Source organism: Kitasatospora sp. NPDC059408, assembly GCF_042751525.1.
Taxonomy (GTDB): domain Bacteria; phylum Actinomycetota; class Actinomycetes; order Streptomycetales; family Streptomycetaceae; genus Kitasatospora.
Map to the genome: position 1 here is coordinate 15,367 of NZ_JBHYWI010000026.1, position 13,310 is coordinate 28,676.

At 75.7% G+C, this 13,310-nt stretch carries 7 protein-coding genes; 3 read left to right on the forward strand and 4 right to left on the reverse strand.

What is annotated here, in order from left to right:
* Positions 1 to 9: 9 nt before the first annotated feature.
* Positions 10 to 873, reverse strand: coding sequence for a hypothetical protein (locus ACFXDE_RS18990; RefSeq protein ID WP_380495657.1), 864 nt, complete (start codon positions 871 to 873; stop codon positions 10 to 12).
* Between the two features lie 300 nt (positions 874 to 1,173).
* Here ACFXDE_RS18990 and ACFXDE_RS18995 point away from each other — a divergent pair, with 300 nt between their 5' ends.
* On the forward strand, positions 1,174 to 3,474 hold the full coding sequence (locus ACFXDE_RS18995; RefSeq protein ID WP_380495659.1) for an ATP-binding protein: 2,301 nt from the start codon (positions 1,174 to 1,176) through the stop codon (positions 3,472 to 3,474).
* 128 nt (positions 3,475 to 3,602) lie between these two features.
* On the opposite strand, the gene pntB is transcribed toward ACFXDE_RS18995, so the two are convergent.
* Together pntB and ACFXDE_RS19005 are read right to left on the reverse strand one after the other, a co-directional pair.
* Positions 3,603 to 5,063, reverse strand: coding sequence for a Re/Si-specific NAD(P)(+) transhydrogenase subunit beta (gene pntB / locus ACFXDE_RS19000; protein WP_380495661.1), 1,461 nt, complete (start codon positions 5,061 to 5,063; stop codon positions 3,603 to 3,605).
* Between the two features lie 5 nt (positions 5,064 to 5,068).
* Positions 5,069 to 6,709: a Re/Si-specific NAD(P)(+) transhydrogenase subunit alpha gene (locus ACFXDE_RS19005; protein WP_380495663.1), complete on the reverse strand. Its 1,641-nt coding sequence runs from the start codon at positions 6,707 to 6,709 to the stop codon at positions 5,069 to 5,071.
* 253 nt (positions 6,710 to 6,962) lie between these two features.
* On the opposite strand from ACFXDE_RS19005, the gene ACFXDE_RS19010 reads away from it, so the two are divergent.
* A complete protein-coding gene (locus ACFXDE_RS19010; protein WP_380495665.1) occupies positions 6,963 to 8,741 on the forward strand; it encodes a gamma-glutamyltransferase family protein in 1,779 nt (592 codons plus the stop codon).
* Positions 8,742 to 8,899: 158 nt separating this feature from the next.
* Here the strand turns inward: ACFXDE_RS19010 and ACFXDE_RS19015 are convergent, their stop codons facing one another.
* Positions 8,900 to 11,758: a hypothetical protein gene (locus ACFXDE_RS19015; protein WP_380495667.1), complete on the reverse strand. Its 2,859-nt coding sequence runs from the start codon at positions 11,756 to 11,758 to the stop codon at positions 8,900 to 8,902.
* A gap of 471 nt (positions 11,759 to 12,229) precedes the next feature.
* Here ACFXDE_RS19015 and ACFXDE_RS19020 point away from each other — a divergent pair, with 471 nt between their 5' ends.
* Positions 12,230 to 13,171 (forward strand): hypothetical protein, encoded by a 942-nt coding sequence (locus ACFXDE_RS19020; protein WP_380495669.1) that lies wholly within the window; start codon positions 12,230 to 12,232, stop codon positions 13,169 to 13,171.
* Positions 13,172 to 13,310 lie beyond the last annotated feature (139 nt).

The window sequence follows — 13,310 nt, forward strand, 5'->3', positions numbered from 1 at the left end:
TCCTGGTGATCACCGGCAGTACCCCCCGGAGTACTCGGACGCCGGGAAGACCGGCGCCAGGGACTTGACCTTCACGCACTTGTGGTCGCTGTCGGCGTTCCACGCCACCCGGGAGATGTTCCCGGCGACCATGGCGCCGATCAGGTTGAACGGCGGCGGGGCGAACGCGAACATGGCCGCGGTGAAGCCCGCGTCGGAGGCCATGTGCGAGGTCTCGTTGCGGTTGAAGTACACCGTGCCGGTGATCCAGCCCCAGGTGTAGTGCGGGTCGGCCACGACCGGGAACGCGGCGCCGCGGGTGTCGACGTGCTGGGTGACGGTGCCATCGTCGACCGAGTAACTGGTCGGCAGTGCACGGCCGTTGGCGTCGTACGCCCACGGCGCGCTGATCCGGCTGTCGGCCCGGCCGGTCGTCCGGTCGACCAGCAGGACGCCGCCGAGCGGATCGGCGACCAGCCGGCCGTCGAAGCCGTCGACGGTGAAGCTCACGTCGGTCGCGGCGCGCGCGGTGCGGAGCACGAAGACGTGCGAGACGGCGGTGGTGTCGGTGATGACGGCGCTGTCGGTGTCCGGCAGCGCGTCGGGCGACACCGCCACCCGCGAACGGACCTGCGAGGCCGCGGCCTTGGCGCCCTTCAGCGCGATCCGGGCGGGCGCCTGCGACTGCCCGGCTGCCCGTGACTGCTCGGCCGCCGCCTCGGCCCTGGCCGAAGCGTGCCCGGTGGCGGGCAACAGGCCCTGGACGCGCCCGAGTTCGGCGAGCACCCGCTGCGTGGCCGGCGTCGCCGCGCCGGCCGGCTGGGCCAGCGCGAGGCCCGCGAGCCCGACCACGCCGGCGACACCCGCCGCCAGCGCGGACTTGATGCGTTTCACGATTCCCCCTGGTCTTCCTGGATCTCCTGGACTTCCTGGTCTTCCTGGTCCTCGGTGTGCGGTGCTGCCCCGGACGCCACGGGCACGGCGGGTGCCGCAGGTCTTGCGGGCCCGAGGGGTCCTTGGGATCCTTCGCGTACCGCCGGGTACCGGCATCCGGGCGGACACGAGTCTTGGCCCGGCGGGGTCGGCGGTCCATGGCGCAACCCCTGCGTTCGGCCTGCGTTCCCCGCGCCACGCCCTGGCATGGAACATGCCATAGTTGGCGGCGGCATCTCGGCGGGGGCGATGGGGGTTGTCGTGCGTTTCGGGGACATGGTGCGCGAATACCGGCTGCGCCTCGGGTGGACCCAGGAGGGCCTCGCCGAACGGTCGGGCGTCTCCACGCACGCGATCGGCATGCTGGAGGCGGGCCGGCGCAACCCCCGGCTGAAGTCGGTCGCCGCGCTCGCCGACGCGCTGGGGCTGGCCGACGGCGACCGGGCCGAGCTGATCGCCGCGGCCCGGGCGGAGCCGGCCCGGGCGGAGCCGGCCGGGCCCCGGACGGACGCCGGCGCCAACATCGGTGCCAACGCCGGTGCCGACGCCGAGACCGGCGCGCCACGCCCGGAAGCCGTCCGGGCTCCCGCTCAACTCCCGGCGGACCTACCGGACTTCACCAGCCGCACGGCAGCACTGGAAGCCGTCCGGCACGCGCTCGGCCGCGACGGCACCGCCGGGCGGACCCCGGTGCTCGTGGTCACCGGCCCCGGCGGGATCGGCAAGACCAGCCTCGCCGTGCACGCCGCACACGCGCACCGGGACCGCTACCCCGACGGCCAGCTGTTCGCCAACCTGCGCGGCGCCGACCAGGCGCCCGTACCCGCCGCCGAGGTCGCCGCGCGCCTCCTGCGGGCGCTCGGCGTGAGCCCCACCGACGTCCCCCCGGCACTCGACGAACGCGCCGCCCTCTACCGGAGCCTGCTGACCGGCCGACGCGTGCTGATCGTGCTCGACGACGTGCTCGACGGCGCCCAGATCCGGCCCGTGCTCCCGGCCAGCAGCGGCTGCGCGGTGCTGCTCACCAGCCGCAGCCGGCTGCCCGAACTCGACTGCGTGGAGCGGATCGAACTCGCCGCGTTCACCGACACCGAGGCCAGGGACCTGCTCGGCCGCATCGCCGACCCCGCCGTGCTGTCCTCGGAACCGGACGCGACCACCGAACTGCTCGCCCACTGCGCCGGCCTGCCGCTCGCGCTGCGCATCACGGGCAGCCGGCTCGTCACCGAACCCGGCCGCACGGTGCGGATGCTGGCCGAGCGGCTCGCCGACGCGCGCGGACGGCTGGACGAACTCCGGGTCGGCGACCGCGCGGTGCGGGTCAGCTTCGAGGCCAGCTACGCCCACCTCGCCCCCGACCAGGCCGCCGCGTTCCGGCTGCTGGCCCTGGTGCCCGGCCGGTCGGTCGGGGTGCCGGCCGCCGCCGCGCTGCTGGACCGCGACCCGGCGCCCAGCGAACGGCTCCTCGCCGAACTGACCGCCCACCACCTGCTCCAGGCGCCCGAGCCCGGCCGCTACGGCTTCCACGACCTCATCCGGCTCTACGCCCAGGAGCGCGCCCGCACCGAGGACGCCCCGGCCGGGCGCCTCGCCGCCGAACGGCGCCTCGCGCTCTGGTACCTGCACGCCTCCCGTCGGGCCGGGATGCTCCTCGTGCCGCACGCCCGCCTCGCCCCCGCCGCGCCGCCCCCGCCCGGCCTGCCGCAGCCGGACTTCGACGGCGCCGAGGCGGCCATGGCCTGGTACGAGACCGAACGCGCCAACCTCGTCGACCTCGTGCGGCACGCCGCCGGCCGGGACGACGACCCGCTGTGCTGGCAACTCGCCCACAGCCTCTGGCCGTTCTTCACCCTGCGCAAGTACTGGGGGGACTGGAACAACGCCACCGGGCTCGCCCTCGACCACGCCCGCCGCTCGGCGGACCGCACCGGCGAGGCCCTCATGCTCGTCCAGGCCGGCACCCTCGCCCACGCCCAGGGCGACTACCGCGAGGCCATCACCCGCTACCGGCACGCCGACGGCCTCCTCGGCGACGGCGACCCGGAGGCCACCGCCATGATCGAGGCCAACCTGGGCGTCAGCCACCGCCAGCTCCAGGACTACGAGACGGCCATCGGCCACCTCACCCGCGCCGCCGACGCCTTCCGCACCGCCGGCGACCGCTACGGCGAGGCCGTCTGCCTCCTCAACCTGATCCCCGCCTACCGCGTCCTCGGCCGGTACGACCCCGCACTCGTCAACTGCCGCCTCGCGCTGGCCGCCTTCCAGGCGCTCGGCTCCCGCTACGGCGAGGGCCACGCCCTGCACGTCACCGCCCAAGTCCTCCAGGACACCGGCGACTTCGCGAGGGCCCTGGACCTGGCCGGGCAGGCCGTGGCGATCCGCGAGGACATCGGCGACCGCGACGGCACCGCGTCCGCGCTGGAACAGCTCGGCATCATCCGCCGGCACCTCGGCCAGGCCGCGGCCGCCGCCGAGGCGTGGCGCCGCAGCCTCGCCCTCTACGAGGAACTCGGCTCCCCGAAGGCCGAGAACGTCCGGCGGCTGCTGGCGAAGGGCTGAGCGGGCGGTTCGTGCGGTGGGCCGGCGGGCGGGCGGGCCGGTGGGCGGACCGTCCGGGCCCGGTGCCCGGGCGGTCCGTCGCGTCCGTCGCGTCCGTCGACCGGCCGCGTCCGTCGACCCGCCGTTCGCTAACCCGCCGCCGTCGTCTGGCGGACGGCGGCGGCCGGACCGCCGCGGCCCTCGGGCAGGGCCCGGAGGATCGCCTCCACGCTCTGCCGGGCGTCGCCGAACAGCATGCCGGTGTTCTCCCGGAAGAACAGCGGGTTCTGCACGCCGGCGTAGCCGGAGGCCATCGACCGCTTGAAGACGATCACCTGCTCCGCCTCCCACACCCGCAGCACGGGCATGCCGGCGATCGGGCTGGACGGATCGTCGGTGGCGGCCGGGTTGACGGTGTCGTTGGCGCCGATGACGAGGACGACCGAGGTCGCGGCGAGGTCGTCGTTGATCTCGTCCATCTCCAGGACGATGTCGTACGGCACCTTCGCCTCGGCCAGCAGGACGTTCATGTGCCCGGGCAGACGGCCCGCCACCGGGTGCACGCCGAACCGCACCCCGATCCCGCGCTCGCGCAGCCGCCGGGTCAGCTCCGCCACCGGGTGCTGCGCCTGGGCCACCGCCATGCCGTAGCCGGGCGTGATGACCACGGACCGGGCCGCGGCGAGCAGCCCGGCGGCCTCATCCGCGCGGATCTCGCGGTGCTCGCCCTGCTCCTGCGCGGAGCCCGAGGGAGCCTCGATGCCGAACCCGCCCGCGATGACCGACATGAACGAGCGGTTCATGGCCTTGCACATGATGTACGACAGGTAGGCGCCGGAGGACCCGACCAGGGCCCCGGTGACGATCAGCAGGTCGTTGTCGAGCAGGAACCCGGCCGCCGCCGCTGCCCAGCCCGAGTAGCTGTTCAGCATGGAGACGACGACGGGCATGTCGCCGCCGCCGATCGAGGCGACCAGGTGCCAGCCCAGGGCGAGCGCCAGGACGGTGACCGCGATCATGAGGCCGAGGCCCGGGCTGGCCGTGAACCAGGCCGTCAGCACCGCGAACGCGGCCAGCGCGCCCACGTTGAGCGCGTTCTTGCCCGGCAGCACCAGCGGGCGCGAGGCGATCCTGGCGGACAGCTTCAGGAAGGCCACGATCGAGCCGGTGAACGTGACCGCGCCGATGAACACGCCGATGAAGACCTCGGCGTGGTGGATGCCCAGCAGGTCCCCGGCCACCCGGGTCTGGGCGGACCCGTGGGACTCGACCTCCAGGTAGCCGTTCCAGCCGACCAGGACGGCGGCGAGGCCGACGAAGCTGTGCAGCACGGCGATGAGCTCGGGCATCTGCGTCATCTCGACCCGCCGCGCCCGCCACAGGCCCGCCGCCCCGCCGAGCACCATCGCGAGGACGATCAGCGCGACCGCGCCGGCGGAGACGTCCCGCGCCGCCAGCACGACGGTGGCGACCAGGGCGAGGGCCATGCCGGCGATGCCGTAGACGACGCCGGCCCGGGAGGTCCGGTGCTGGGACAGCCCGGCCAGGCTGAGGACGAACAGCAGCGCGGCGACCAGGTCCGCGGCGTGGGAGGCCGTCGTGGAAGTCATCGGACTCAACGCCTTTCGGAGGACGGCTGGGACGACGGGGACGACTGGGACGACGGGGAGGTGGGGGAGATCGAGAACATCGACAGCATGCGGCGGGTGACGGCGAAGCCGCCGAAGACGTTCACGCTCGTCAGCAGGACCGCCACGAAGGACAGCGCCGTCACGAGCCGGCTCTCGTGCCCGATCTGGAGCAGGGCGCCGATCACCACGATCCCGGAGATCGCGTTCGTCACCGACATCAGCGGAGTGTGCAGGGCGTGGTGGACCTTGCCGATGACGTAGTAGCCGATGACCACGGCAAGTGCGAACACCGTGAAGTTCCGGGCCAGTTGGGCCGGCGCGAAGGCGATCAGGAGGAAGGTCGCCAGCATCCCGAGGCCGATCAGCCCGAAGCGCAGCGGCGGGGTGAGCCGGGACGGCTTCGGGCCGATCGGCGCGGCAGCCGCTTGGCCGGTGGCAGCGGCGGTGGTGGTGGCCGTGCCGGCGGTGGCGGCCGACACGGCCACGGGCGGCGGCGGCCAGGTGACCTCGCCCGCCCGGACGACCGTCACCGCCCGCTGCACCACGTCGTCGAAGTCGACGGCCAGCCGCCCGTCCCGGCCCGGCGTCAGCAGCTTCAGCAGGTTCACCAGGTTGGTGCCGAACAGCTGCGAGGCCTGGGCGGGCAGCCGGGCCGTCAGGTCGGTGTAGCCGATGATGGTGACCCCGTTGTCGGTGACCACGGCGCGTCCGGGCACGGTGCCCTCGACGTTGCCGCCCTGCGCCGCGGCCATGTCGACGATGACGCTGCCCGGCCGCATCGCCGCCACGTCCTCGGCCGCGAGCAGCCGGGGCGCGGGCCTGCCGGGGATCAGCGCGGTCGTGACGACGATGTCCACGTCCCGCGCCTGCTCGTGGTAGAGCGCGGCGGCGGCCCGGTCGTACTCGGCCGACGTCGCCCTGGCGTAGCCGTCCGAGCCCGCCTCCTGGGCCACCTCAACGGCCAGGTACTCGCCGCCCAACGACCGGACCTGGTCGGCGACTTCGGGCCGCGGATCGGTCGCCCGGACGATCGCGCCGAGGCTGGACGCCGCACCGATCGCGGCCAGCCCGGCCACACCGGCGCCCGCCACCAGGACCTTGGCCGGCGGCACCTTGCCCGCGGCGGTGACCTGCCCGGTGAAGAACCGTCCGAACACGTGGGCCGCCTCGATCACCGCCCGGTACCCGGCGATGTTGGCCATCGAGCTGAGCACGTCCATCGACTGCGCCCGGGAGATCCGCGGGACCGCGTCCAGCGCCAGAGCGGTGACGCCGCGTGCCGACAGCGCCTTCAGCAGTTCGGGGCGCTGCGCCGGTGCGAGCAGGGCGACGAGGGTCGCGTCCTCACCCAACCGGGCGATCTCGTCGCCCGACGGCGGGTTGACCTTCAGGACGACCTCGGCCGCCCAGGCGTCGCCGATGCGCGCGCCGGCCTCGGCGTACGCCGCGTCGGTGAAGCCGGAGGCCGTCCCGGCCCCCGACTCGACGACGACCTCGTAGCCCAGCCCGAGCAACTGCCGCACCGTCGGTGGCGTCGCCGCGACGCGGGTCTCCCCGACGCTCGACTCGGCGACCACACCGACGCGCTGGGGTGGATCGTGGTGGACCGGCACCTGTGCAGACATGTCTGGTACCTCTCTTCGCCGGAGGCGCTGCGGACCGGATTAACTGCGATCGAGGGGGAGTCGGGATCCCCGCCCGGTGGTCGCTGGAACGTACACCTACCCACCCCGCGGGCCCATGGAGCGAACCAGTGACGATCCTCACCCTCCGGAGCCGCGTGGCTCCGCGCAGTGGCGGTGGTGACAGGACGGTCGGCAGTGGACACGATGGGTGCCAGCCGGAGACGGCGGGGGCTTCAGGATGGGAGGGGTACCGGTGTTCACGACTCGACCGACCTTGCAGGGGATGTTCGGGATGGTCTCGTCGACGCACTGGCTGGCGTCGGCGGCCGGCCAGGCGGTGCTGGAGGACGGCGGGAACGCGTTCGACGCGGCCGTGGCCGCCGCGTTCACGCTGCACGTCGTCGAACCGCACCTGAACGGGCCCGCGGGCGAGGTGCCGATCATCCTCGCGCCCGCGGACGGGCCGGTGCGGGTGCTGTGCGGGCAGGGGCCCGCGCCCGCCGGGGCGAGCATCGGGCACTACCGCTCGCTCGGCCTGTCCCTCGTCCCGGGGACGGGACCGCTGGCGGCCGCCGTGCCCGGGGCGTTCGACGCCTGGCTGCTCCTGCTGCGCGACCACGGCACCAAGCGGCTGGCGGAGGTCCTGCGGTTCGCCATCGGGTACGCCGAGCACGGGCACCCGGCGGTCGAGCGGATCGGGGCGACCGTCGAGACCGTCCGGGAGCTCTTCGAACGGGAGTGGACGAGCTCGGCGGAGCTCTACCTGCCCGGCGGGCACGCGCCGCGCCCCGGCGCGCTGCTCACCAACCCGCCGCTCGCCGCGACCTGGCGGCGGCTGGTCGCCGAGGCCGAGGCCGCCGGGAGCGGGCGCGAGGCGCAGATCGACGCGGCGCGCCGGGTCTGGCGGGAGGGCTTCATCGCCGAGGCACTGGCCGGCTTCGCGGCCCGTCCCGCGCTGGACACCTCCGGAGAGCGCCACACGGGCACCCTGACCGGCGACGACCTCGCGGCCTTCGAAGCGCACTACGAGGAGCCGGTCACGCACACCTGGAACGGGTGGACGGTCGCCAAGCCGGGACCGTGGAGCCAGGGCCCGGTGTTCCTCCAGCAACTCGCCCTGCTGCCGGACGACTTCGGGACGCTGGACGGGGCCGATTATGTCCACACACTCGTGGAGGGCACCAAGCTCGCCATGGCCGACCGCGAGGCCTGGTACGGCGACGCGTTCGGCGACGCCGCCGAGGTGCCGCTCAAGGCGCTCCTGTCGCCCGGGTACAACGACGACCGCCGTGCCCTGATCGGCGGCCGGGCGTCCTACGACCTGCGGCCCGGCAGCCCCGAGGGCCGCGCGCCCGGGCTCGCCGAGTACGCCCCCGCCGAGGCGGCGCCCGGCTCCGGCGAGCCCACCGTCGCCAGGGACGGCGGCACCCGCGGCGACACCTGCCACGTGGACGTCGTGGACCGCTGGGGCAACCTCGTCTCCGCCACCCCGAGCGGCGGCTGGCTCCAGTCCAACCCCGTCGTCCCGGGCCTCGGCTTCCCGCTCGGCACCCGCCTCCAGATGGCCGCCCTCACCCCCGGACTGCCCAACTCCCTCACCCCCGGCCGCCGTCCGCGCACCACCCTCTCGCCGTCCCTCGCCCTGCGCGGCGACCGGCCCGTCCTCGCCTTCGGTACCCCGGGCGGCGACCAGCAGGACCAGTGGAGCCTGCACTTCCTCCTCGCCCTCGCCCTGCGCCCGCCGGTCCGCGGCGGGCTCGACCTCCAGGGCGCGATCGACGAGCCGAACTGGCACACCGAGAGCTTCCCGAGCTCCTTCTACCCGCGCGCCGGCCGGCCCGGCAGCCTCTTCGTCGAGTCCCGCCTCGGCCCGGACGTCATCGAGGGCCTGCGCCGCCGCGGCCACGACGTCACCGTCGGGGGCCCGTGGTCGGAGGGCCGCCTGTGCGCCGTCGCCCGCGACCCCGAGACCGGCGTCCTGTCGGCGGCCGCCAACCCGCGCGGCATGCAGGGCTACGCCGTGGGCAGGTGACACCCACCCGAGGGACGTTCCAGGGGCGACATCGGGGTGCTCACCGCTGTTACGCGCTGAACCCGACGGGGACCGGCGATGACCTGCCCTGCGTCCAGGCGCTCGTCAGCGCCGGGCTCGACGGCCGAGGACCGGGCCGTCCGCCGGAGCCGGGCAGGTCACGGGCCGGTCCCGGGGCGGGCGGGCAGGTCGGCGCCGGGCGTCAGGCGGAAGCGTTCCGGTCCGGTGACCGGGCGGCGGTCGGCCGGGGCCGTGCCGTCGCGGCGCTCCAGCCAGGCCCGCAGGCGGTCCCGGGCGCTGCGGTCGCGTGCGGCGTCGGCGGTGGCCGGGGGCGTGCTGGTGGTCTCGCGCAGCAGGACGCGGGCGGGGCGGGTCGTGCCGTCGCCGGGGACGGTGTCGAGGACGGTGAAGGTGGTGCCGGGGGAGAAGACGACCTGCGGCACCTCGCCGTCGGCGGCGAACACGGCCGTCCGGCGCCCGGTCGTCGACCACACGGCGAACTCCACCGGTGTGCCGAGGTCGGCCGCGGGTGAGGAGACGCCGGTGACCGGCGCCGGCTCGACGAGGACCAGGCCGGGAGGGTAGGCGTCGAGGATCTCGGGCGGGACGTCGGCGCCGAGCAGCACCGCGCCGTGGTGGCTCGGCAGGCGGCGCAGGCCCGACGCCAGGCAGGCGAGGTAGGGCGCGAGCGGGCCGGGCGCGCCGCTGCGGGCCCCGGCGACCAGCGCGGCCGGGCCGGCGGGCACGTCGGCGCCCTCGTGGTGCAGCAGCACGGCGACCAGGTCGGGCTTGAGGTCGTCCCGGCCGGTCGAGCGCAGGCCCGGCAGGCGGGTGACGGCCGGTTCGACCCGGCCGGCGCCGCGCTGGTAGTGGTCGCCGAGGAGCGAGCGGAAGGCGTCCCGGTCGGCGGCGCTGCTCACGGGGGCGAGTGGCGGGACGTCGGTGGGGGTGAAGTAGCGGGCCGTGAGGGCGATCGGCTGGGCGGGTGCTTCGGGCTGCTCCGGCACCTCTGCGGCCTCTGCCACCTCGGGCGTCCCTGCCACCTCGGGCGTCCCTGCCACCTCCGGCTCCTCGGGCTCCTCGGGCTCCTCCGGCTCCGGGGCCACGGGCGGCTCAGGCGTCGGGGCTGCGGCGGGCTCGGTGGGCTCGGTGGGCCGTTCGGCCGGGCGCTCGGTGGCGGGAGGCCCGGCCGGAGCGGTGGCGCTCGCCGTCGCCTCCGCCGTCAACGGGCTCGCGGCGGTGGCCGGCCGGCTCGCCGGCGCCGCGCCACTGCTCGTGGCGAGCCCGGCGGGCGGGGCGGCCGGGGGAGCGAGCTCCGGATCGGCGGGTGTGACCCGTCCCGTCACGAACCCCTCGTTCCGGTGCGCCGGCAGGGCGAAGCGTTCCGGAACGTTCGGCGCGCTCGGGGTACCCGGCCTGCTCGGCCCGCTCGGCGTTCCGAGGCCGCCGCCCACCGCGTACGTCGTGGGGAGGGCCGGAGCCGGAGCCGGGAGACCGTTCTGCGCGCGGGCGGGCGGGTTGAGCCACACCAGGCCGTGCATCCGTGCGAAGAACCGGGCGCTGCTCTCGGACGCCGTGTCGACCAGGCCGTGCAGCAGCAGCCCGAAACCCCGTGCGCCGTCACCGGGCAACTGGTCCAGCAGGGCGGACAGTTGCTCCCACACATCGTGCGGGATCAGCCGGGCCTGCTCTCCCACCACGAGCAGCGGGCGGGCCGGGTCCGGGCGCAGGAAGCGCGGCGCCCACGCGTACGGCGGCTCGGGGCGCAGCCAGAGCCCGGCCGGCACGGCCTCCAGGCACCAGAACGGGAAGGCGCGGAACAGTCCGGGGCCGACGGTGTCCCACCCGGCGCCGCCGTTGCGCCAGGCGGTGCTGACGGTGTCGTGACGGCTGCCGGAGGTCAGCCGGATCAGGTACGGCTCCCAGGTGGTGGCGCCGCGGTGGTCGAGCACCCGGGTGGTGAACGCGCCGTCGCCCGCGACCGGGAGGCCGACCGCGGCGTGCACGGGCCGGCCGAGCCGCTCGGCGAGCGTGCCGGACAGGGCGGCGAGCGCCCCCGGGTCCGCCCACGGCGCGCTCACGAGGAGCTGGTCGGAGCCGGTCGGCAGGGACAGCGCGGCGTCGGCGAACTCCTCGGGGGCCAGGACGGGTTGGGTGGGCGTGCCGACGAGCAGCGGCGTCGTGCCGGGCGGTGTCGCGAGCTGCTCCAGGAACGGCATCCCGGCCTCCGGGCGGGCCGTCGCGTGGCTGAGCCAGAAGCCGTTGGCGAGGCGCTGGACGACGACCGAGGCGGGCAGCGTGGTCGGGCGCGCCGCGGCGACCGTACGGGTGGGGACGGGGGCGGTGACGGGGACGGCGGGCGGCGGCCACGCGGCCGGCCCGGTGGCGCCCCACGCCGGACCGGCCGGCGCCGGCCACGCCGCGGGCTCGGGCTCGGGCGGCGCCTGACCGGGTTCGACGGCGGTCGCCGCCTCGACGGTCTCCCGCAGCCGCCGCGGACGGCCGCCCGGCGGGCAACTCCACCACGCGGCGGGCTCGGTGGCACCCTCGGGCGCGGTCACCTTGAGGGTGCCGTCGGGCTGGATGGACACCAGACCGTCCGGGGCCACGACCGGCAGTCCGGCCTTGTCGGCGACCACCTCGGCGGGGCGCCGCCCACCCGGGCCCAGCGCGGCGAGACCGGAGGCGGCGAGGATCAGCCGGGCAGCGCCCCGGGTCCGGGCGATCAGCCCGAGCTCGGCCATCTGCTCGCGCAGCACCGGCGCGGCGTCGGCCGCCGCCGCCACGACGACGAGGGCGTCCGGCACCGGCCGCAGGCTGCCCATCGCCGCCGCCAGCTCGTCGTCGCCCACCTCACGCGGGGCGATGACGTAGTGCGGCCCGAACGGCCGCAGGATCGACCGCGACGGCCCCCGCCGCCCGGCCGGTACGGGCGGCGGAGCGGACGGCGCCCCACGACGGCCGAACCGGCGGCGCAGAGCCGGTGCGGACGAGGCCCCGGACTGCGGCGCACTCATCGCGCCACCCGGCCGGCGTCCGTCCGCCAGTGGGGCGGGCGTTGGCACGTGATCGGCGTTCCGGCGGCGCGCCGGCCGGCGTCCGTCTGCGGGAAGGGCGCTCCGGCGACGGCGCGGACCACGTCCGTCGGCCGGTGCGTACGCCCGGCCCGGACGGATGTCCGGTGAGGTTCCACCTCGGCCATCGGCGTACGCCTCCCCTGATCGTTCGTCGGGACCCACCCGGTCGGTGCCCCGCCCAGCTATACGGCCCGCGCCCGCCCGGCGGTTCACCACCGGCCGGTCGCCGGCGCCCGGCCGGACCCGCGGACCGGTGCCGCGGACCGGTGCCGCCCCGGCCGGGTGCGGGCGCCCATTCGTCCGACGTGACGCAGATCACGTCTCGGTCTGCCGGATTCTTTGCCGTTGTGCCGTGCTCCCGTCCCCGGAAGTAGAGCCTGCTCGTACGAGTCGCAGAGGAGAGTCATCGCCGTGTGTATCGACGGTGTGTGCATCGAGTTCCGGCCGGGCCCGGGGCTGCCCCGGCAGTTCCTGACCGACGTGAACTACCGCGGGGCCGCCCGGCGCCGGCGGGAGCGCTGCCAGTCGGTGCTGGTCGTGCCCGGCGCGGACCGGGCGAACCCGCACCTGACCATCAAGCTGCTGTACATCACGAGGAACCGGCCCGCGCAGATGCTTCGGATCTTCGGGTTCGACGACGCGGCGGACGCCATGACGACGGCCGGCCTGGACACCGCACTCGCCGAGGTGCCGCCCGTTTCGGTCGCCGTCCTGCTGATCGGTCTGGCCAGGTCGATCAGGCACCTCGGCTCCCCGCCACCGCCGCCTGCCCGGGCGGCCCTCGTCGCGGCCCTGGCCGCCCGCTTCGCCGCCCTCGTGGGAGACCTCGAAGGCGTGGACGACTTCACCCGCAGGGTGCTCGGCAGGGCGCGGCCGGAGGAGTGGCGAGAGGGAGTGATCGACGCGCTCCTGGGCGATTGGGTGGACGGCCTCGGGGACTGCCGCAGCGATCCCGAGCTGGTGGCGCTCCTCGACCGTTGCGCGAAGGAGGAACGCAAACGGTGGCTGCCGTTGTGGAACCGGGGGACGAGGAACGGCCCCACCCGGCTGACCAGCGTCACGATCGGCGCGGGCGTGACCCTGGAGGACGCGCTCACCGACCACCGCAGCGCCGAGGACGTGGTCCTGCGGCACGAGTTCGACGACGAGCGGATCGGAGCGGTCCTGCGCGGCCTGACCGCCGACGAGGCCGCCGTCGCCGTCCGGCTCGCGCGGGACGGCGGGAGCTGGCTCCAGGCGGCCGTCGAAGCGGGCCTGCCGCCCTCGTACGGCGACCGGGTGCGCCGAAAGCTCCGGCGCCGGGGCGCCCTGCACGCCGAGCGCACCGCCGCGGCCGCGAGGACGGCCCGATGAGCGACCTGCTGCGAGCCGCGTTGCCCGAGTTCCTCGCGGGCCTCGCCACGGCTGCCGTCGTCGCGGTCTTCCGGTCGTTCCGGAACCGGTGGCGACGGCCGGCCCGTCGTCCCGGCGTCGGCCTCGGCGTCGATGCCGG

Coding starts and splice junctions, on each gene's coding strand:
- pntB (WP_380495661.1), bottom strand. CDS start 5,063: ATGACTTCCACGACGGCCTCCCACGCCGCGGACCTGGTCGCCGCGCTG.
- ACFXDE_RS19005 (WP_380495663.1), bottom strand. CDS start 6,709: ATGTCTGCACAGGTGCCGGTCCACCACGATCCACCCCAGCGCGTCGGT.
- ACFXDE_RS19015 (WP_380495667.1), bottom strand. CDS start 11,758: ATGAGTGCGCCGCAGTCCGGGGCCTCGTCCGCACCGGCTCTGCGCCGC.